This is a genomic window from Amycolatopsis australiensis (assembly GCF_900119165.1).
GTDB classification, from domain to species: Bacteria; Actinomycetota; Actinomycetes; order Mycobacteriales; family Pseudonocardiaceae; genus Amycolatopsis; species Amycolatopsis australiensis.
Genome location: NZ_FPJG01000002.1, coordinates 64,598 through 83,943 on the forward strand (window position 1 = coordinate 64,598; position 19,346 = coordinate 83,943).

The following is a 19,346-nucleotide window of genomic DNA, read 5'->3' on the forward strand; positions in this document are numbered from 1 at the left end:
GGGCGTCTGAGGGATTTCGCTGCGGCCGAACTCTGCAACGGGCGCCTGCATCGGCTCGGACAGCCTGCCGTGCGTGCCCCACCTCGACGGACACCCGGCGCCCTTTCGGTGCTGGAAGGCCACGCAGGACTCCGACGCGCCGGAGCGGCCGCACGTGCCTGATCCAGGCTGAATCAGCCAGAAGCAGCTCGTCCGCGTCAGCTCTCCGATCCCGCCTGCATCGCGGGCCGGACCGGTGACGCCGGTTCGTGCTGGGCCTGCCCGGTCGACTGCTCGACGACGTCGCGGTAGGCGGTCTCGCACCGTCAGATGGAGCCACTGACCAAGGCCGTCGATCCAACAGGGCGCTCGGCGACCCGGCGCTGTTCCAGGAGTATGGGAACGGCCCACGACGGGGATGGCCATCGTGGGCCGTTGACTTGGCGGCGCTGGTCAGCTGGTGGGCTGGGGGACGATCATCCGGCTGGCGTCGACCGCGGACGAGATGATGCCGAGCTGGAGCAAGGTGTCCGGAACGCGCTGGAGGCGGCGGGCGTCGAGTTTCGCGCCGTAGCCCGGGAGTTCCATCAGGGCCGCGGTGGTCTCGGTGACCTTGGCGTACTTGACGACCAGGCGTTCGACGAGGCCGCGGTCGTTGAGCGCGTCGCGGGTGCCCTTGGCGATCGCCCGCTGGAACGCTGCGATGGTCTTGGGGTTGGCCTGAGCCCACTTCGCGGTGGTGGCGTAGCCGGTGAGCGGGAAGTCCTGGGTGCTGCCGGTGCCGCCGACGTCGACGATCGGGATGGCGCCGACCGCGTGGGCGGCGTCGGTGACGAACGGCTCCGGCATGTACGCGGCGTCGACCTGGCCCTGCTGCAGCGCGGCGGCCATGTTCGGCAGCGGCACCGGAACCCACGTGACCTTGGACCTGTCGAGGCCGCGGTCCTGCATCACCGACTGGGTCAGGACGTCGGAGGCCGCGTTTTTGCTGGTGATCGCGATCTTCTTGCCGGGCAGGTCTTCGACGTGCTTCACCGGCGAGGTCGGGATCGTGACGATCTTGTTGCTCTTCGGAGTGGCGGTGGTGGCGTCGGCAACGAGCCGGAAGTCAGCGGCGCCTTCGCTCTGGGCCTTGAACAACAGCGTCCAGGTGGTCAAGGCGAGCTGGGCCTCACCAGCGACGACCTTCGTCATGGTCTTGGCGCCGGAGTCCGCAACGTCGATCTTGACGTTGAGGCCCTCGGCGGCGAAGTAGCCGGCGTCCTGGGCGGCCCACAACGGCACCAGGTCAACCGAGCTGATGATGGAAACAGTGAGTGCGGAGGTCTCCAGCTGGCTGCCCGCGACAGCGGCGGGCTTGTCCCCGCCGAGCGCGCTGCAGCTGGAGGTCAGGGCCAGCGCGGCCGCGAGGGCCGTGGTGAGGGCGGTGCGTTTCGCGTTCCGCACGCGTGTGCTCCTTCGAGGGTGGTGGGAAGGGGGACGAAGGGTGTTCAGGAGGGGCTGCGCAACAGGCTGCGGAAGCCCTCGTGGAAGGCGTCGTCGGTGACGACGAGCAGGCGGGTGCGGGTGTGGACGAGCCAGTCCCCGGCGCCGAGCGTCAGGTCGGGCTCGGGCTGTCGGGGCTGACGGATGGTCGCGGTGTCGCCGTGGACGGCGATCGTGGTTCCGGCGCTGAGCACCGCTTGAGCGGTGAGCTGCCCGACCCAGCCGCGGATGACGTCGTCCAACATCTCCGGACCGGCGTTGCGGACGACCTCGACCACCTGCCCGGCCTTGAGATCGTGAGTGTCGTCCGCGCGGACGACCCGGTAGAGATCGATTGCGGGCATCAGGGGACCTCCGGTGAGGTCGGGGCGGCGCGGACGTCGCCGATGGTGGTTCCGGTGAGGGCCTGGCCGACGAGGGCGACAACGAGCGCGAACAGGGGCCAGGTCCAGGTGCCGGTAGCGGTTTCGAGCAGGCCGATGCCGAGGGCCAGGACGCCGGCGAGGGTGTAGCCGAGGCCCTGGACGACCGACGACAGCGCGGCGGTGGTGTCGGGGTCGTCGCCGGTGCGGTGGCCCAGGTCGACGAGGGCGAGCGCGAGGGCGCCGAGGCCGATGCCGAGCAGTCCGGTCCAGAGCCAGGTGACGGTGGCGGGGCTGATCAGCAGGCCGGTGACGCCGGCGATGCTGGCTCCGGCGAATCCCACGGCGAGCGGGGTGTGCCGGACGCGGCGGGCGAGGTACGGGACCGCGAGGGAGACCGGGACGCCGAGCACCATGACGGCGGCGAAGTGGTACCCGGCCTCGGCTTGGGTGAGGCCGGCGGTGTGCAGGATCGACGGCAGTCGGCCCATCAGCAGGAACGTCACCGCCGAGAGCAGTCCGAAGTGGATGGTCAGGGTGGCGATGGTGCCGCGCGGGGTTAGCGCCCTCGGGCTCACGCGCACCGCCGGGGTGGCCCCGGCGGGGGGCGCCAGGTGGCGGCTGCTGCCCTGCCAGACGACGAGGCCGATCGCGGCGAGCAGCGCCCAGCTGCCGAGCCCGAGCTGCCACGCCACCCCGGTCGGTGTGAGTAGCGCGCCGATCGCGGATCCGGCGCCGAGGCAGGCGGTGTAGCAGGCCGCGGAGCCGGGGGTCGCGGTGCGGACGATGACCGGCAGCAGTGCGCCGAGGACCGCGATCGCGAGGCACGCCGCGGTGGTGCCGACGAGGATCGTCACGTCGCCGGGCAACGTCCGGGCGATCAGCGAGACGGCGAGGACGCCGAGGGAACAGGCGACGACGCCGCGGATCCCGAACCGGGCCCGTAGCCGCCACGCCGTCCAGGAGCCGACCGCGAAACACCAGGTTGGCAGCGCGACCAGCACGGCGGCCACAGTTGGCGGCAGGCCGGCCGTGGTCTCGAGGTGGGTGAGCAGCGCTCCCAGGCTGGTGACGGCGGGCCGCAGGTTGAGCGCGAGGACCGCGACCGTGAGGCCGGCGGCGACCGGGCTGAAAACCGCAGCGCGGGAGACGTGGGCGGTAGTCACCCCACACCGCCGAAGTCGGCCGCCAGGATGCTGGCCAGCCGCGTCCGGGTCGGACACGGCATGGGCCGGGCGCACTCGCGGCACCAACCACCCATCGGCGAGTGCGCGTTCCACTCGGCGGAGAAGACCGCGATGAGGGTCCGCAGGGCGCGGGGACCTTCGACAAGGAGGTCGACGAGGTCGCGTCCGTCGAGGACTGCGACGACACGACCGTGACCGATGAGGTGGACACCGGTGCGCACGTCGACGTCGACGTCGACGTCGGTTTGCGCGGAGTCCGTGGCAACGGCCAGCGGGCCGCTGCTCTCGGCCCGATTGCTGAGGTCGAGCCAGTGACTCAGCAACGCGGGTGCAACTGCAGGTGGTGAAGGTGTCACTCGAACGAATGTAGGTTATTTACGACACTTTGGGCAAGATATTCGACATTTCTAAGGGTGATCGCCCGCCCCGGTAAGCTCTCCGGGCGATGAACCAGCGCACTGACGAGCCGTCCGATCACGACTTTGAACAGCACCTCGCGGCGATGGGAAAGCGTCTTCGTGCTGCTCGTCGAAGCGCGGATCTAACCCAAGTGGAGCTTGCTGCGCTCAGCGGGGTGGATCGCGGCAACATCAGCAGGGCGGAGCACGGGGGCAACATTTCCGTGCTGACCCTGTGGCACCTGGCTAGCGCGCTCGGCCTGCGCGCTGCCGATTTGCTGGATGACCGCCCGCTCGGCGACCGCTAGCCTCGGCTGGCTACCGATGGTGCGCCGCGCCGCGAGAGATTCTCGTCAGCGACGATCCAGCCTGCATCATTTCGCTCGAACGCGAGACGTATAACGCCGTGTACAGGACGGTGGCCGGACTTCGGTACGTCACCGACCGCGGCGCGACTGCTCTTTCCGCGGAATCTCCTCTGTGTCATAGGAAGGTGGCTGCACATGCCGGGCCCGCGTCGGGTCGGTGTGCGAGCGCGGCGTACACGCGGCGAACGGCCCGTTCTCCCCCAGCAACTGCAGCAGCATCGGGTCGAGGTGGTCGCGATGCCAGACCGACAGCCCGATCCCGGGTTCGGCGACCAGCTCCTGCCACGCCCGATGGCAGGCGGCGAAGCGCGCCCACGCCTCCGCGTGGGCCCACCATCGACTACACCAGTGCATCCCCGGCCGGCCGAGCGGCCGCAGGTACACCGGAAACACCGTCGTCTCCAGCCACCGCACCAGCTCGGCGGGATCCCACGTGGACGGCTCCGGCTCCTTCTTGGACTTCTTCTTGCCCGATCCAGCCTGCATCACGGCCTGCCTTGGCTGGCCAGCTCCGCCAGTTCGCGTTGAGCCTCCGCGATCGACTGCGCGACGACGTCACGGTAGGACGTCTCGTACCACGGCATCAACCGCACGATCACCGGCCGACGACCGGTAAGAAGGACCAGAGCAGTGCCCTTTTCCAGCGCACGCACCGAATCCGGCGGCAAGATCTCGCGGTGGTCCATGCTCGTCGTGACCGACCGGCCGCCCGAGCCGTAGGTGGTCGAGCGCTGCACGACGTCATGCCGGCCGACCGCGAGGGAGATCCGGCGAAGCAGCTGCTCGTCCTCGACCCCTGCGCCGAAGACCTTGATCGTCGTGGCTCCGAACAACTGCTCCATCCCGTTCTCACCCCACACCCGCACGCCCTGAGCCCAGGACTGCAGGATGGCGCTGATCGAGACCCCGAGGCCGCCGGAGTACGAAACCACCTTCGGGAGCCGGTCCCACGGGCAGTTGCCGATCTCGTCCAAGACCATCGCCAGCGGGACCGGCAGCCGACCGCCGTGCCGCTCGGATTCGTCCTGGGCCACGTCGAACAGCTGATCCAGGAACCCCGCCAACAAAGGACCTGCCGCGCCGGCTGCGTCCTTGGACAGCAGGTACACCGTGTCCGTCGACCGCGCGAACTCGAGCATCGAGAACTCCGGAAGCCCCGGCTGCGGGGTCACCCACTTCAGGATCCGAGTACTGCGCAAGCAGCTCGCAGCCGTTCTTGCGGTCTGGTAGACCGAATCCCGGGTTTCCGCGTGCAGGAAGACCGTGTTGCGCAGGCTCTCGGCCACCGGCCCGAATCCGTGATCGTCGAGCAACTGCGCCGGTCGGTCGTCGGTCGAGGAGTTGAGCCAGCGCCACACCTCGCGCAGCGACGCCCCGCTCACCGACGCGGCCAGGAACATCGCCGACAGGAGGTCTGCGGCGCTGTCGGCCCAGAACGTCTCACCGCCGCTTTTGGGCCGGACCGCTTGGACGAACTGCTCCGCCAGCTGCCGCGCGGTCTCGTCGTCCTGCACCAGGCGCAACGGATTCCACCAGAACGTCCGCCGTGCGCGGGTGATCCGCTGCGGATCGAATCGCCACACCCGGCCCAGCTTCGCCCGGTATCCGCTGGTGGCGCGGTACAGGTCCGGTCGGTTCGACGTCGCGACGACCGCGCCGGGGGCCGCCAGCACCCGCGGCACCGCCCGCGCCGTGGTCTTGCCGGACCGCGGCGCCATCCACGCGATCTCCACGTCCTCCCACCCCGGGAGGATCTCCGGGCCCGAAGGCAGGGCGACCCCGAGGACGTCCCGCACGTCCGGTCGGCTACCCGAGGGCGGCCCGGTGAGCGTCGGATGAAGCCGCGCGGTCTCCGCCGCACGGTCCGGCGCCGTCGTCCCCTCGATCTCAGCCCGCCGATTCACCGCCGCCGCCTCCGCCAGCCGGCGCCGCGAGCGCAGCAGCCGCCGCGCCCGTGATGCAGCCTGGATCAGCACCAGCACGGCCGCCACGAGCAACACGCCGAACACGATCAGCGTCGGAATCCGCGCCGTCACCGGATGGGCGGACACGACGTCGAGGACCGGACCGATCCCCCACCGGAACGCCGGTGGGGACCAGCCCGCCCCGGCGGCCATCGCGACCGCCCCCTGCGCGACCCACAGCAGCGCGGCGCCCAGTTCAGCGGCCGCGACCCCGCCGATCGACAACCAGCCGAGCAGCACCTCGTCCCGAGGCGGCGACGCCGTGCTCATCGCCACGCCTGATCGGTGTCGTGATACGGCCGCTCCGACGCCGCGAGCAGCATCCGCACCGGAATCCCGATCCGCTCACGCGGCTTGAGCATGAACCGGCCGCGGCCCGGGTGCTGGGTCTCGCCCGACCAGGTCGGCGGCGCAGCCCACGAACGGATCAAGGCGCTTTCCGCCCTGCTGAACTGCATGATCGAAGACAGCGCGTCGAGCTCCGACTGTGGTTGCGCGGCCACGATCGCCGTCGAGCACCGCGCGATGATGCCGACGGCCTTTGCCCGGTCCTCCTCAGTAGCCAACGCCTGGAAGTCGGCGAAGGCGTGCGAGGCCATCAGCGCCTGCACGCCCTTCTGGCGCCCGATCCGGCCGACCTGGTCGCCGATCTCGACCATGCCCGAGCCAGCGCGCAAGACCCTCCAGAATTCATCGAAGAACTGGACCCACGTTCGGCGAAACCCGCTGACCTGGCCGGCGTCGACGAGCGCGGAGGCCCATCCCCACGCGGCCAGCATGGCGATCGCCACGGCGGCGTCGTCGGCGCCGGCGACCAGCCGCGACAGGTCCAGACTGGTCGCCGGGGTGCGCGGGTCGATCGAGAACGTGCTCTGGCCCTCGAACAGCCCCGCCAGCGGACCGCGCAGGATCAGCTGCAGCCGGACCAGCAGCGGCCGAAGCAGCCGTTGCGCCTCCGCCGCGTCCGCCGTATGCAGCGGCGCCCGGATCTCCTCCGGCGCCTCCTGCAAGATCACCAGGAGATCCGACAGCGTCGGCGTGTCGGATGGCCGACGGCGACCGAACAGCTCGTACGCCAGCGCGAGCCCGAGCCGCTCGGAGTCGTCGAGGGGACGTCCAGAACTGATCGTCAACGCGCCCTCGGTGAGGGCCAGAGCGCGGGCCTGGATCTCCTGCCGCAACCGGGCTCGCTCGGCAGGCGGGGCCTGGTCCAGGACGCCGGCGAGCGGACCGGGGTCGAGCAGGTTGATCCGGTGCAGCCCCCGGCCCAGCGTGACGCACGTGCCGCCGAGACCTTCCACCAGCTGCCGGTGCTCGCCCTTCAAATCGGCCGGGACCATGACGCCAACACCGAACAGGCTCAGACCCCACATCAGCCGTCGCCCGATCGTGGACTTGCCGGTGCCGGGCTCGCCGGTGAGGTAGACCCCGACGTTGGTCACCAGCCCCCGGCGCAGGTACTCCCCCACATCGAGCGACACCGGTTCACGGGTGATCTGGTGGATTCCGACTGGGACGCCGAAGTCCGGCGCCCCTGCGGAGAGGACGAACGGGTACAGCCCGCTCACCTGGGCGGTGGAGCCGACCCAGCGCGTGAGCTTCGGCGCGAAGGGCGCGCGACCCGCCCCCGGCATTCGCCAGCCGAGCGCCGGCGGGATCGGCTTGTCCCGCGCGGCAACCCACTCGGCGGGGAGCACGCTCTCCGGGGCGCGACGTCCGTCGACCTGCTCGGCCGCCAGCAGCGCGGCGGAGTTCGCCGGGATCACGGCCTCGTCGACAGGTGATGCAGGCGGGATCACCTGGGCGGCGTCGCCGCGGCCGCGCCGCCTCACTTCGACCGCCCCGGCGTGCGGGCGGCCAGTTCGTAGGGATCGACGCCGACGCCGAGTGTCGCGGCGAAGCCGAGCAGCTGCGCGCCGTACATCCGCTGCAACTTCAAGCGGGCACCGCGGGCTCGGCTTTCCAAGTCGGCGCACGCGGCCGCCAGGTCGGCCTCGGCCAAGGTCGTAACCGTGACCAGGATGCTTGGCTCCCCCAGCCCAGCGCCGCGTGCCTGCTCCACCGCGGTCGCGGTCGCTAGCGCGGCGTCGACTTGCTCGCGCACGGAGAAGTCGCGCTTCGCCTTCCGGGCTGCGGTCCGGCGGACCGCAGCTGCCTGCAGTTCGGCGTCGACCACCGACGCGGCCAGGTCGGCGGGATAGGGGCGGTAGAGCAGCGCGACCCGGCGCGGCCACGCCCCGGGCGCCATCAGCCGCCGCAAGACGTCGTGGCGGACCCGAGCGGCGGGCAGCTCGCGCAGCGCGTAGGTCACCGACCAGCCCGAATCGTGCTGCAGGTGATCCCACTGCTCGGTCGCGGCCTGCGGCCCGGCCTGCTGCCAGCTCACCGCCGCTTCGCCGGTCTGGTCGCGGTCGACCTGCCCCCGCGCGGCCGGGTCGAACGCGGCGCGGACCCGGGAGGCTGTCCAGCCCGGGGTAGCGCGTCCGAGCACGCTGACTCCGCCGGAGGCGAGACCCTCGACGATGCCGGTCAGCGCAACCGATGCCTCGGCGGTCGCCTCCGCCATCGTCGTCGGCCGGGTCGGCAGCTTGCGCGGATCCAGCGTGACCGCGGCCCAGACGTGCATCTCCGCGCTCTGCGCGGGCAGCTCGGCGAGCACGTCGGCCATCAGCCTGCGCGCGAGGTCCGGGGCGTCGTCGACGGCGTGTTCGTCGACGTAGTCGCGGACCCGCGAGATCGATGAGGGGGCGGTGTCCACCACGATCGCCACCGAGCGGACGCCGGGGACGTACCCCAGCGCGGCTTGCCAGGCGCCGAAGGCGGCCACCCAGCCCTCCGCTGCGGCCTCCTCGGCCAGGAGGGTGCCGGTCGAGCCGAGACGGACCTGGGTGGTGAGGAAGCCGCCGCGCCGGTCCCACATCCAGCCGGCCGGTGCGCCGGTGATCTGGCGGACCGCGAGCAGTTCCAGCGGTGCCAGCGGACCCGGGAGATACGGCGCTCCCGCGACGCGGGTCACCAATTCCGAGCGGTACGAGGTCATCCCCCGCCGGTAGGCGCGGTGCCAGACCCACCGACGGGCGAGGAGTACCACCCACGGCGTCCCGTCCGAGCGCACGAGCACCGCGATCACGACCAGCACACCGGGGATGGCCGCCCACAGCCCGGCTTCGCTGTCGATCAGCGCAATCACCATCGGCAGGCACACCGCGCTCAACAGCCAGGCCAGGTGCCCGGCGGGCAATCCCAGCACTTCGAACCCGCGCCGGCGGCGCCAGGCTCCGTAGGTCCTCACCACGTCGCACCGCCGGTGATGCAGGCGGCATCGCCCCTCGTCGCAGCGGTCATGACGATTCGTCCGATTCAGACGGCAGCTCGGGTGAGGTCGCCGCTGCAGTCCCGTCGTCGACGACGTCGTGGACGACTGAGCCGCCATCCAGGCCGCCCGGGATTGCGGCACCACTCGCGGTCGGCGCGTCCGCGCCCGCCGCCGCACCACCCGTCGCCGCCGTGGTCGCCGCGGCGGCCGCCGAGCCCTCCCCGTTGTCACCGCCGGGTAGTGGAAGCGATTCGGTCGGCGCGTCCCCGCTCCCGGTAGGACCGGAGACGGTGCTGGAGGGCGACTCGGTCGCCGCGCCTCCGCTCTCGGCCGGGCCGGAGTCCGTGTCGGACGGCGACTCGGTGGCCGCGCCCACGTTCCCGGATGCCAGCGAGTCCGTCGGGGTATCGCCGCCGCCACCGGTTCCCACGCCGCCGGTCTCCATGCCCCGCACGTGGTCGACGACTTCTTGCCCCGTTGTCGTGGCCACTTCGCCCGGGTCCGGCTCGACGTCGCCGCCACCGCCGCCACCTGCGTCGCGGCCGGGTCGGCGGGCCATCACCAGCCCGGCGACCCCAGCGGCCGCCGCGACGCCGCCGCTACCTCCCGAGGGCATCGGCGCGGACATCCAGGAGAACAGCCGCACGAGCGAGGGGAGCGCGATGATCGCCATCAACAGGATCACCACGCCCTGCAACATCACCAGCAGCGAGCCGCCCTCGGAGAGCGTGGTAAAACCGGCCGCATAGATCAAGGCGCCGGTGGGCTTGTAGAGCAAGATCGCCACCGACCAGGTGACGACCCGCTTCGTCGAGTCGGTGCGGCCCTGCACCGTCGACGCGGCGGCCGCGAACGGCAACGCCCCGGCCAGCAGGACCAGCGCGGCGGCCCGGAAAAGCATCAGGACCCACTGCACGAAAGCGATCACGATGCACAACAACGACACCAAGATCACGCCGAACGCGCCGGTGTAGGAGGACGTGGCCGCCTGGGCGAACCGCTCGCCAAAGTCGGCGCCCGCCTCCGAGATGATCCACGCGCTGAACGCGTCGCCCCCGGTCTGCAACGCGGCGAGCAACCCGACCCCGGCGGTGGCCAGCACCAGGAAGGTCAGGACGTTCACCGCGAGATTCGTCAACGGCTCGCCCCGGCGGACAAGTGCTGTCTTCGCCGCTGCCAGGATCACGCCCGCCATCAGCATGATCACCGACAGCGGCATGGTGTACTGCTGGATCAGCCGGATTGCTGGAGATCCGAAATCCACTGTGGACTGAATCGTCCACCAGCCCAACGAAAGCGTGATCAGCTGACCGGCTGATTGGCCCGCCGAGTCCGCCGCGCCCTGCAGCGCCGAGCCCGCGACGCTCTTCGCGCCGTCGGCGACCAGGTCGCCGGTCCACTCGACAACCTGGCACGCGCCTCCGGAAAGGACGTTGGCCCAGATAGCACACATCGGATCGCTTCCCGCCCCGTCAGCCGGCCAGCGTCAAGCGCTGGCCGGGCATGGCGGTGAAACCGGGAGGGATCGCCTTGACCTGCCTGCCCGCGCCGGTGGGTACGACGAGACGCCAGTCCCCCGCTGCCCAGCGGACATGGAGCGTGCCGACGAGCAGCGCCTTCAGCCGCGGGTCGCTGCGGTTGGTCAGGCGAGCGACGATGTCGAAGGTGACGTCGTCGGCGGTGTTCGTCCCGGCGAGCCGGAACCCGATCACCACCGGTGCCGCCGCGCCACCGCGTCCGAGGACCTCGCGGTATGTCTCTTCGGTAGCCGCCAGGTACTGCATGACGTCGCCGGTGGTCTGGCGTGCGATGGTCGGGCGCCACATCTCCTCGCCGCCGGCCAGGCCGCTGCTGCGGGCGGCGATGTTCACCGCGGCCAGCACCGCGCCCTGCGGGTCGTGGGAGAACCCCGACGCCAGCGGCCCGGAGTTCTCGCGCGGGCCGTGCTCGGCCGAGCGGGGCACCTGCGTGCCGTTGAGCTCGGTCCAGCTGACTGAGCCCCAATCCAGCCGGTCCGGCACCGCCGGGGCGTCCGACGCAGCGGTACTCGAGGACGATGGCGTGGCGTCGTGCTGCCCGACGTAGACGAGCGACGCGATCAGCAGCCCGGCCAGCACCACGACGGCGGCGCCGAGCACCAGCGGCCAGCGGCGGCGCGGTGTCCTGTCGTTCCACGGCATCGCGGTCACCGCCCGGCCGTGAGCAGGCCGCCGACGATCCCGCCGGCGCCGACGAGGATCAGGATCGCGCCGATGATGTACGGGATGCCGAGCATGCCTTGGGCGGCCCACTCGCTGCGGTTGCGGCGGCCCAAGGCCATCATGATCGCGCAGATCGCGAATCCGACGATCACGCTCACGATGCCGAAGTACTTCATCGCGCTGATCACGAAGTCGCCGAACCACTCCATCCCGCGCGGCGCCGCCGGGGGCGGGTCGGGGATGGTGAACGACGGCGGCGGCTGCGGAGCGGGTGAGAGCGGGTCGTTGAACTGGGTCAGCCTCATCGGCGTGCCCCCTTCGGTGAAGGCACCGGCGCGAGGGCGAACACGGCACGCAACCGGTTCACCGCCTTCAAGGCCGGGCCGGTCGGCGGGGTCAGACCCCCGGGGCTGGTGCACGCCCGCCAAGCCGGGACGTACGGGATCTGCGCGACCTCGCGGGCCAGCGGCCGCAGCAGAATCAGCAGGGCGTTGGAGTCGGCGGGCGGGCGGCCGTGGCCGTCGTCGACCACCACCAGCACCGGCCGGATGCCGAGCCGGGACAGCAGCAGGAGCGCGTTCTTGGCGCGGGTCATCGCCTGCAGCGGGACGCCGGCGACCAGGACGTCCGGCACGGGCAGCGGCCCGGGGACGTCGGTGCGCCAGCTGCCTGCGTCGACCGCGTCGAGCATCCACGCGACGGCGCTCGTGCCGACGTTGCCGGAGGCACCGACCACGACCAGGTGTCGCGGCTCCGGTGATCCAGCCTGCATCACCGGTGGTGATGCAGGCGGGATCGGCGCGATCGAGCGCAGCGCGTTCATCGGCTCATCCGCACGGCCGAGGGCATGAGCCCGGGGCTGTCGAGCCGGTAGGCCCGCTGCTGCACGGTCTTGCCGTCTTCGGGAGCCTCGACCAGCTGCCCCGGCGTGACCACCAGCGCGACGTGGTGGATCGAGCCCGGGTCGCGGGTGTCGGTGCCCCAGAACAGCATGTCGCCGGGCACGACGTCGGTCAGCGCCACGTGCGTGCCGCCCGGCGCCGCGTACTGCGCGCGGCTGGTTCGAGGCAGCGTCACGCTCGGCGCGAACGCGTAGAGCATCAGCCCGGAGCAGTCGAACCCCGGCGAGTTCGGCCCGCACGGCGGCGGGGACGACCCGTCACCGCGCGTCGGGCCGTCGGTCGTGCCGCCGCCCCAGCAGTACGGCATCCCCAGCTGCGCCAGCGCCCGCTGGACCGCGGCTGGCGCGTCGACGTCGTGCGGCGGGACGCACGGATCCGGCAGGTCACCGACCTGGCCGCGGACTCCGGTGACGATCTGCGTGGCTTCCGGCTCGCGCTCGGCGTACCTGCCCGGGAAGGCCGAGCGCTGCACGGCCTGCGCGGCCCAGCCGGGCGGCATCGACTCCCAGCCGTCCAGCGCGATCAGCGCGTCGAGGAACTTCCCGGTCGCGTAGACCGGGTCCATGACCTGCTCGGGCGTGCCCCAGCCTTGGCTCGGGCGCTGCTGGAACACCCCGAGCGAATCCCGGTCGCCGTGATCGAGATTCCGCAGCGCGGACTCGACCAGCGCCGTTTCCACCGCGATGATCGAGGCCCGCTCCGGCAGCTGACGCTGCTCGACCACGCCGAGGATCACCTGCACGATCCCCAACTGCTCATCGGTGAGCTCGGAGCCGGGCAGGTGCTTGACCGCGCGGCCGCCGTCGCAGCTGGAGCCGGTCGCGGAGCTGGTGAACACGACGGTGATCACCGCGGCGGCTGCGACGAGCAGTGTCACGGCGGCCGCGATCGCGCTAAGGATGCGTCCCATCGCTCACCCGCCCGCCACTGCGGCGTCGACCAGCCACCGGCCATCGACCAGGCTCATTCGCCGGTCGTCGCGGAACGGGCTCGACACCAGCCCGTCATCGCTGAGCACGACCCGTTTGGCGGTGATCGCGACGTAGACGTGCGCGTCGCCGCGGGGGCCGTCGGTCAGCCACACCGAGAACGTCGAGCAGGTCGCGGACTCGTGGGTGCCGACGACGTCGCGCTGCCACGTGTCGGCCGCCGTGGGCACCAGGGCCCGGCCGGCTTCCGCGGTCATCAGCTCGCGGGCCCGCGCTTCGCGGGCGCCGAACGGGTCCTTCCAGGACCAGCCGCACCACCGGGTCGCCCACTCCCGGGCGGCGGAGACCGCCGGATGCTCGGAGGTACTGCTCGGCGGGGCGCTCGTGCCCACGCTCGGCACCGGTGATGGAGGCTGGATCGACGCGGTGGACGACGGCACGGGCGAGGGCGCGGTGACGGCGCATCCGGCCACGACCACCGCGGCGGGCAGACAGAAAACGGGCAGCACAAAACGCACGGCGGACTCCCCCGGTGTCGGCCGCGTGAGCGGCCTTCCCCCAGGTCACGCCCACTGCGGAAACGCGAATGCTGAGTTTGGTTGCACTCGCTACCACGAGGGTAAGCTAAGTCCGTATTTTGTCAACCAAAGTCAGTAATTGCCTGATGGGGGCCTATCCGATGACCCAGCCGAACCATCCGCCGACGTGGCCCGACCAGCAGCCGTACCGGCCCCTCGCCTACCCCGACGCGTCACCAGTTCCACCGCCACCGAAGCCGGTCGGCCGGCGTATCGCCATCGCGGTCATCGGCCTGCTCGTCGCCATCCTCGCGGTCACCGGATTCGCCTACCCCGGCTTCTTCCTCCACCACCACGACCCAGCCCGCACCGCGGCCGCGCCGGGCAGCACGAGCGCGCCGCCCACCGCGCCGACGAGCAGCGCCGCGGCGAAAACCACCATCCACATGGGCAGCCCCGAACAGCTTGCCGAGGCGAAAAAGCTCATCGCGAAGTTCGTCGACGCGCTCAACCACGACGACGCCAAGGCCGCCGGACAGCTCGCCTGCCCGGAATCGGCGAGCATCCTCGGCGGCCAGCTGATCGTGGCAGTCGAAGCCCCCACGAACCTCGCCGTCGCCGACAACGAGCCGGAGTACGAGGGCGCCGGGTTCATCGGCGTGCGCGTCGGCGGCACGACCAACCAGCACAAGGTCGCCGGCGAGATCCTCGCGTGGCAACCGCTCACCCGGGCCGCGCTGTGCGTCCGGCGGCTCGACCTCAAATGGTGATCGTCGACCGCGGCGATCGGCGGTAGCTACAGCGGCTGCGTGCGCCCGGTGATGCAGCCTGCATCACCTCGTTGAGCCGCGCCGCGTAACGGTGAAGCACAGCCAACCGTCTCCACGATCAGCAGCTCACGCTGCACCCGGTCCGGCGGCGGGGCTCCCCCCCACCCTGCCGCCGGACCGATTCCGTCGTCACATGGCGACCACGGCCAGCGACCCGGATCTCAGCACCGCGACCAATCTCAGGATGAACCGCGCCTGCTCTTCAACCGCGGCCGCACCGACCGGCGCAGTCGCCAACGAAGCACCTGCGTGGACACCACGAGCCCGATGGTGGTCAGCAACCACCAGCTTGAGGACATGTGCAGCAGCGTCCAGACGCCGACGTCGGCGCGGTCGCCCGCCATGACGTGCACCGCGACCCGCCATCCGAGGAGTACGGCGACACAGAACACGATCGGCAGCAGCGTCCGCGTCCGCACCAGTTCTCGGCCGATGTCACCGATCGCGAAGTCCCCGACCCGCGGACCGCGCAGCGCCGTCGCCTCGCGAACGATCTCTCGCGGGCTGAGCTTGGTGATCGGCGTCGAGGCCGCCGCCGGCGTTGTCGCCGCGGCCGGCTTGCCGGTGGGCTTCGGCCTGGCGGCGTTGAGCAGCGACCACGACCGCATGATCGTGGCGACCTGCTGCAACTGCAGCCCGCAGGCACACAAGAACTCCTGGACCTGGTCGGGCTTGGTGGGCAGCCCGCTCCTGCGGACGTCGACCAGGTTGTAAAGCGACGAGCGGTTGATCGACGTCTTCATCGCGATCTGCCCGCAGGTCAGCCCGGCGCGGTCAAGCACCTTCTTCAGCAGCGCCCGAAAGTCGGCGACCGTCTCGACGGTGAGCTCGCCGACCTCGAGAACCACCTTCTCCGACGAGGTGTACCGCGGCGGCTGGTCCGGCTGGTAGGAGTGCCAGTCTGGCAGGTAGACCTCGATCGGTTCGGAACGAGTGCCACGAGCGAGCTTGGTGTCGGGTTTCCAGTCGGAGCCAATAATCAACTGACAGTCCAGCCGTGTGTCGGTGTCGCTGAGCCTCCTACGCCAGGATTCGCGGACTGCTGGGTACACCAACTTGACGTCGGCCATGCGCACCTTCGGGCCCTTGGAGATGGGCGCGGTCACGTCGTAGGTGAAGAACGACGGGCCGGTCGGGAGAACGAAACCCTCGCGGCGGTCCTCCGGGCCCCCGGCGACGATGGGCACGCTCACGGCGCCACCGCCCCGCGCAGCAGGTGTACCAGAACGGTGAGCGACTTGAGCGCGGCGGGGATGCTGGTCGGCTTGACGGTGGTCAAGCTGGCGGCGATCACCCCGGCCGTCACGAGCACGACCGCGGTGACGGCGTCGATGCCGGTGGAGAGCAAGTAGGCCTCGAACCCGAAGATCAACGCGATGACGATGATCGCGCTCGGCCTGGCCGAGTCGGGAGCCTCGCCGGCGACGAGCGCGCACGGCGGCACTTTCTTCTTCGACACGATGTTCCTCCTGGGGAGGACAGGGCGGCCCGGCCGGTGCCACCGGGCCGCAGCGAGACGACCAGTCCGGAGACTTCAGGTCTCGCACCTGGGGCGGGTTCGCGGCCCGCGAGGTCCAGGTGCTCCGCCGACGAGCACCGCGCCGGGGGACACCGAAAGTGTGGCACCATCGACCGACAACCTGCGCGAGGTACACGTGTTCGAGCCGAGATCCGCGCCCACCGCACCGTCCACGATGACCAACGACGCGTCCAAACTCCCTTGCTTTGGACGCGACTCTCCGAGCTAACTCGGAGAGTCGAGCAGCGTTATAGCTGGTCAGAACGTGTTTGGACGCTGCGGTCGCGTGGCCACGAGTTCCCGACGGGTCCAAGCACCTCCGCACCCATGGTGGTCAAGGTGATCCACACCTACAGTGAGTTCGTGGGGCCGTTCGGCACGCTGGACGCCCCGGTCCTGGGCAAGCAGATGACCAGTCCGGAGCACAGGACCCCGATGGCGCACCGATTCGCGCGGTGCCCATCAACGCGAAGGCCTCGGCGAGCTTGCAGTCCGCCGAGGCCTTCGACGTCTCGGCCGTCGTGCTCGCGTCGGCCTCTACGCTTGCGGCATGAGTGAGCAGCCGGTCGACGACAAGGCGCACATCCGGCACCACCTCGACTTCTCGAAGGCGGAGTGGATCCGGGCCGAGCCGGAGGGGGTCACCCTCGACGACTGCGTCGAGTACGCCTTCATCGAGCACACCGACGGCGTCACCTACACCGCCATGCGGCAGTCGGCGAAGCCGGACGGCGTCATCCTCGTCTTCACGCCGTCGGAGTGGGACGCGTTCGTCAAGGGCGTCCGCGACGGCGAGTTCGACCTGCCCGAAGACCTCGCCAAGGCGTAGACCCAGCTCTATTGCGATTCCGGCTGCATCACTGCAACCGGCCGACGAGTGTGGGCCGAGACGCGGCCGAGGGTCCAGGAGCGCCGGCTCCTGGACCCTCGATGGTCTGATCGGCGGGGCTTACCCGCGGAGCTGATCGAGTAGAGCCCTCCACGCCTCAGAATGGGCGGTCAGTTCGCCTCCAAGGCGATTCTGCGTGTCGCGGATGCGCACGCTCCGGTTGATCCGCACCTCGACGCACTGCCCCTGCTCACCGCTGTAGGACGAGGTAAACCAACCAGTGTCGCAGCGGTCGTTCACGATGCGTTCTCCCGTTTCTCGATCTCGGCCTCGATCAGGCTCCGGCTCTCGTCTTCGTCGTAAGCCAGGTCGAGCAGTGTCGATGCAAGCTGCTTGTAGTCGTCGACATCAGCGGCGCCATCGACGAAGGACGCCGTCCGGTGGTGCTCGAGCGAAACGATGGACGGCATCGGCTGGGCGAAGTCGTACACGATGAACGAGCCCAGCAAGCCGCCGTGCCAATCGCCGTTGACCTCCGCGAGCCGGAGCGTGATCGCCTTACGACGCGAGACCTTCACCAGGTGCTTGAGCTGGGAAAGCATGGTCCTGTCGCCGCCGATTGCACCACGGATCGCCGGTACGCCGAGAATCGCGATCAGAGGTAGCGGGTTCTCGCGGGCGATGGCGTGCTGTCGACCAAGCCGAAGAGTGACCAGTTGTTCTACCTCGGCGCGTGGGGTCTTCGGGTTCCTGCCAATAATCGCGCGCGCGTACTCGGGAACCTGCAGCATGCCCGGCACGAACAGCGGAGACCACTCGACCATGCTCGTCGCCTGGCTTTCCAGCTGGACCGCTGCGGTCAGCTGGTCGGCGACGCCAGGAGGTCCAGCCGTAACCCAGACCTCGGCGCTCCCCTCGCCGCGGGCGAGGCGCATGATCTTCTCTCGCTTATCGCCGACGACACCAAGGCACGCGAGAAATCCAGACACGCGTTCGGCATCCGGCGTGACCGAGCCGTCCAGCCATCGACTGATGGTCGTGTGGGCCACGCCGAGTTGCGCCCCGAGCTGCCGGAGGGAAGGCCTTGGGTCCTGTTCCTCGTACACAGCACGCAGGAGGCCGGTGAGCGTGCGCTGCCGGCCTGTCGCGGCCGCAGCGCCTTCAAAGTTGGTGCGCGCCATGCACCAAACCTAGCTGTAGGCCCATGGCCGCACGGTAGCACCCGTTCGTTGTATTGCACGGATGGTGCATGTGGTGCACAGTGGTGCGCACCGATGGAAATCTACGCACCAGAAGGTGACTCGCATGGCCGCCTTGGATCAGACGCTACCAGCTGATTCGCTGGCAGCTTCGCTGCGCCCCTTCTCTCATGGTGGTGCACGCATGCACCACTCCTCGCTTCGTGCACCACGTGAGCGGGGGTCGGAGACCTCCGTCTTTGCAGGTCAGCGTCGTGATGCTCATGCAGACGCGCTGACACGAGAAGGGCCGGCCATCGTGGATTCCCGAACCGCTGCAGTGATCGAGCGAGCTCGTCGACTCGCCGCTGACCTGCAGCGTCGAATCATCGGCATCACGCACTCGCAGCTACCTGCTGCAGAGCTCGCCTCCAAGGAGCGTGACCTGGGGATGCTCCTGCACGACGTTGGCGAAGAGCTCATGACCGACGCCGACCGCATCGACCCAGGAGTCGACCATGCCGAGTGACTTTTCGTTGCTCGCCAACCCCGATTTCCCGGCGGCCGCGGGTTGTGTGGCTCCCGCGTCCGTGGCTGCCGGGTTCCAGATCTCCAGCGTGCCGTCCGGCGTAGGCGTCCCCAGGTCGTCGGAAAACCCGGACCACAACGACCAGAGCTCGTGCAGGCAGGTCTGGTCATGACCCCGGCCCACGGCTGGCGGCCGCCCGAAGTGCGTCCGGACAGCAAGATCTACGCTGGCGGCCTCTTCCGCAGCGAGCTGCTGCACTGCGTTCCCTACGGCGCCACCCCGATGCGCCTCGACAGCACGAACGCGGCAGCACTCGGCCTGATCAACACCTACGTCGTCTTCGCCCGCTGCGGCGCCGCCTGCCGCCCAGTCGTCGCCGACCTCGCCACGGACCCGCGCGAGCACTGCACGGACTGCTGGGCGCGGTCGGACCCCGCGGCCGTCGAGCACCACCGCGACGACGTGGTGCAGCTCGAACCGGCCGACCACGAAGTCCGATGGCCGCCCGAATCCACACCCCTCGTGAACCGGCCGGCAGCCGCCATCCGCGCTGCCGCCCGGCTCCTGCCCGGCAACGTCCTGCTCGGCCACCTGCCGCCGCGCCGATGCCTACTCCCCGCCAGCACGACCGATCCAGCCTGCATCACCGCGCCAGCAAACTCCCGCGCGGCCTGACCCCGCCGATCAAGGAACCGACATGACCACCGGCCGTCACACCGCACCCGCACAACCAGCGCCCGGCTCCCCGAGACCGGCGCCGACGCCCCACGGTCACGTCGTGCGGCTGCTGGGCCTGTGCCTCGCGCTGATCGTGATCGTCGGCGTCGGCTTCGCCGTCCACTTTCTCGTCGT

General features: G+C 70.4%; 23 protein-coding genes. 5 read left to right on the forward strand and 18 right to left on the reverse strand.

Annotated elements, in window-relative coordinates; genetic code table 11:
* Positions 1 to 432 precede the first annotated feature (432 nt).
* From BT341_RS00730 to BT341_RS00745, 4 genes are read right to left on the reverse strand one after another with little or no spacing between them, the layout of a single operon-like run.
* Complete coding sequence (locus tag BT341_RS00730) at positions 433 to 1,425, reverse strand: ABC transporter substrate-binding protein (protein ID WP_072474411.1); 993 nt, start codon at positions 1,423 to 1,425, stop codon at positions 433 to 435.
* Between the two features lie 44 nt (positions 1,426 to 1,469).
* Complete coding sequence (locus tag BT341_RS45120) at positions 1,470 to 1,808, reverse strand: hypothetical protein (protein WP_072474412.1); 339 nt, start codon at positions 1,806 to 1,808, stop codon at positions 1,470 to 1,472.
* Positions 1,808 to 2,992, reverse strand: coding sequence for an MFS transporter (locus BT341_RS00740; protein ID WP_072474413.1), 1,185 nt, complete (start codon positions 2,990 to 2,992; stop codon positions 1,808 to 1,810). Before BT341_RS00740 ends, BT341_RS45120 begins: the two co-directional genes overlap by 1 nt.
* Positions 2,989 to 3,369: a hypothetical protein gene (locus BT341_RS00745; protein ID WP_143168434.1), complete on the reverse strand. Its 381-nt coding sequence runs from the start codon at positions 3,367 to 3,369 to the stop codon at positions 2,989 to 2,991. Before BT341_RS00745 ends, BT341_RS00740 begins: the two co-directional genes overlap by 4 nt.
* 89 nt (positions 3,370 to 3,458) lie before the next feature.
* Here BT341_RS00745 and BT341_RS00750 point away from each other — a divergent pair, with 89 nt between their 5' ends.
* A complete protein-coding gene (locus BT341_RS00750) occupies positions 3,459 to 3,719 on the forward strand; it encodes a helix-turn-helix domain-containing protein (RefSeq protein ID WP_218177716.1) in 261 nt (86 codons plus the stop codon).
* 129 nt (positions 3,720 to 3,848) lie between these two features.
* Here the strand turns inward: BT341_RS00750 and BT341_RS00755 are convergent, their stop codons facing one another.
* The 10 genes from BT341_RS00755 to BT341_RS00800 all read right to left on the reverse strand — a co-directional run bounded on the left by BT341_RS00755 (position 3,849) and on the right by BT341_RS00800 (position 13,483).
* Entirely contained in the window at positions 3,849 to 4,265 is a 417-nt protein-coding gene (locus BT341_RS00755) for a DUF4913 domain-containing protein (RefSeq protein WP_143168435.1), read from the reverse strand.
* Positions 4,265 to 6,013 (reverse strand): type IV secretory system conjugative DNA transfer family protein, encoded by a 1,749-nt coding sequence (locus BT341_RS00760; RefSeq protein WP_072474454.1) that lies wholly within the window; start codon positions 6,011 to 6,013, stop codon positions 4,265 to 4,267. Before BT341_RS00760 ends, BT341_RS00755 begins: the two co-directional genes overlap by 1 nt.
* A complete protein-coding gene (locus BT341_RS00765; protein WP_143168436.1) occupies positions 6,010 to 7,440 on the reverse strand; it encodes an ATP-binding protein in 1,431 nt (476 codons plus the stop codon). The genes BT341_RS00760 and BT341_RS00765 overlap by 4 nt, the downstream gene beginning before the upstream one ends.
* A 131-nt stretch (positions 7,441 to 7,571) precedes the next feature.
* Positions 7,572 to 9,035 (reverse strand): SCO6880 family protein, encoded by a 1,464-nt coding sequence (locus BT341_RS00770; RefSeq protein WP_143168437.1) that lies wholly within the window; start codon positions 9,033 to 9,035, stop codon positions 7,572 to 7,574.
* 49 nt (positions 9,036 to 9,084) lie between these two features.
* The gene (locus BT341_RS00775; protein WP_143168438.1) at positions 9,085 to 10,350 is read right to left on the reverse strand and encodes a TrbL/VirB6 family protein; all 1,266 of its coding nucleotides are present in this window, start codon (positions 10,348 to 10,350) and stop codon (positions 9,085 to 9,087) included.
* A 181-nt stretch (positions 10,351 to 10,531) separates the two neighbouring features.
* The gene (locus BT341_RS00780; RefSeq protein ID WP_143168439.1) at positions 10,532 to 11,239 is read right to left on the reverse strand and encodes a DUF8175 domain-containg protein; all 708 of its coding nucleotides are present in this window, start codon (positions 11,237 to 11,239) and stop codon (positions 10,532 to 10,534) included.
* Between the two features lie 5 nt (positions 11,240 to 11,244).
* Positions 11,245 to 11,565 carry a hypothetical protein gene (locus tag BT341_RS00785; protein ID WP_084742711.1) on the reverse strand — a complete coding sequence of 107 codons (321 nt, stop codon included), beginning with the start codon at positions 11,563 to 11,565 and terminating at the stop codon, positions 11,245 to 11,247.
* Positions 11,562 to 12,083 (reverse strand): hypothetical protein, encoded by a 522-nt coding sequence (locus tag BT341_RS00790; RefSeq protein WP_143168440.1) that lies wholly within the window; start codon positions 12,081 to 12,083, stop codon positions 11,562 to 11,564. The genes BT341_RS00785 and BT341_RS00790 overlap by 4 nt, the downstream gene beginning before the upstream one ends.
* The gene (locus BT341_RS00795; RefSeq protein WP_072474421.1) at positions 12,080 to 13,072 is read right to left on the reverse strand and encodes a C40 family peptidase; all 993 of its coding nucleotides are present in this window, start codon (positions 13,070 to 13,072) and stop codon (positions 12,080 to 12,082) included. Before BT341_RS00795 ends, BT341_RS00790 begins: the two co-directional genes overlap by 4 nt.
* A gap of 3 nt (positions 13,073 to 13,075) precedes the next feature.
* A complete protein-coding gene (locus BT341_RS00800) occupies positions 13,076 to 13,483 on the reverse strand; it encodes a DUF4382 domain-containing protein (RefSeq protein ID WP_143168441.1) in 408 nt (135 codons plus the stop codon).
* 272 nt (positions 13,484 to 13,755) lie between these two features.
* Here BT341_RS00800 and BT341_RS00805 point away from each other — a divergent pair, with 272 nt between their 5' ends.
* Positions 13,756 to 14,379, forward strand: a complete 624-nt coding sequence (locus BT341_RS00805) for a hypothetical protein (RefSeq protein ID WP_218177717.1) — start codon at positions 13,756 to 13,758, stop codon at positions 14,377 to 14,379.
* A gap of 239 nt (positions 14,380 to 14,618) precedes the next feature.
* Here the strand turns inward: BT341_RS00805 and BT341_RS00810 are convergent, their stop codons facing one another.
* Both BT341_RS00810 and BT341_RS00815 read right to left on the reverse strand, forming a co-directional pair.
* Positions 14,619 to 15,632 (reverse strand): hypothetical protein, encoded by a 1,014-nt coding sequence (locus tag BT341_RS00810; RefSeq protein WP_072474424.1) that lies wholly within the window; start codon positions 15,630 to 15,632, stop codon positions 14,619 to 14,621.
* Positions 15,629 to 15,898 carry a hypothetical protein gene (locus BT341_RS00815; RefSeq protein ID WP_072474425.1) on the reverse strand — a complete coding sequence of 90 codons (270 nt, stop codon included), beginning with the start codon at positions 15,896 to 15,898 and terminating at the stop codon, positions 15,629 to 15,631. Before BT341_RS00815 ends, BT341_RS00810 begins: the two co-directional genes overlap by 4 nt.
* A gap of 610 nt (positions 15,899 to 16,508) precedes the next feature.
* Between BT341_RS00815 and BT341_RS00820 the strand changes: the two genes are divergently transcribed.
* Entirely contained in the window at positions 16,509 to 16,787 is a 279-nt protein-coding gene (locus BT341_RS00820) for a DUF397 domain-containing protein (RefSeq protein WP_072474426.1), read from the forward strand.
* Between the two features lie 120 nt (positions 16,788 to 16,907).
* On the opposite strand, the gene BT341_RS00825 is transcribed toward BT341_RS00820, so the two are convergent.
* The gene (locus tag BT341_RS00825) at positions 16,908 to 17,087 is read right to left on the reverse strand and encodes a DUF397 domain-containing protein (protein ID WP_072474427.1); all 180 of its coding nucleotides are present in this window, start codon (positions 17,085 to 17,087) and stop codon (positions 16,908 to 16,910) included.
* The gene (locus tag BT341_RS00830; RefSeq protein WP_072474428.1) at positions 17,084 to 17,968 is read right to left on the reverse strand and encodes a helix-turn-helix domain-containing protein; all 885 of its coding nucleotides are present in this window, start codon (positions 17,966 to 17,968) and stop codon (positions 17,084 to 17,086) included. The genes BT341_RS00825 and BT341_RS00830 overlap by 4 nt, the downstream gene beginning before the upstream one ends.
* A 124-nt stretch (positions 17,969 to 18,092) precedes the next feature.
* On the opposite strand from BT341_RS00830, the gene BT341_RS44025 reads away from it, so the two are divergent.
* Together BT341_RS44025 and BT341_RS00840 are read left to right on the forward strand one after the other, a co-directional pair.
* Positions 18,093 to 18,494 carry a hypothetical protein gene (locus BT341_RS44025; RefSeq protein WP_143168442.1) on the forward strand — a complete coding sequence of 134 codons (402 nt, stop codon included), beginning with the start codon at positions 18,093 to 18,095 and terminating at the stop codon, positions 18,492 to 18,494.
* A gap of 168 nt (positions 18,495 to 18,662) precedes the next feature.
* On the forward strand, positions 18,663 to 19,169 hold the full coding sequence (locus BT341_RS00840) for a hypothetical protein (protein WP_072474430.1): 507 nt from the start codon (positions 18,663 to 18,665) through the stop codon (positions 19,167 to 19,169).
* Positions 19,170 to 19,346 lie beyond the last annotated feature (177 nt).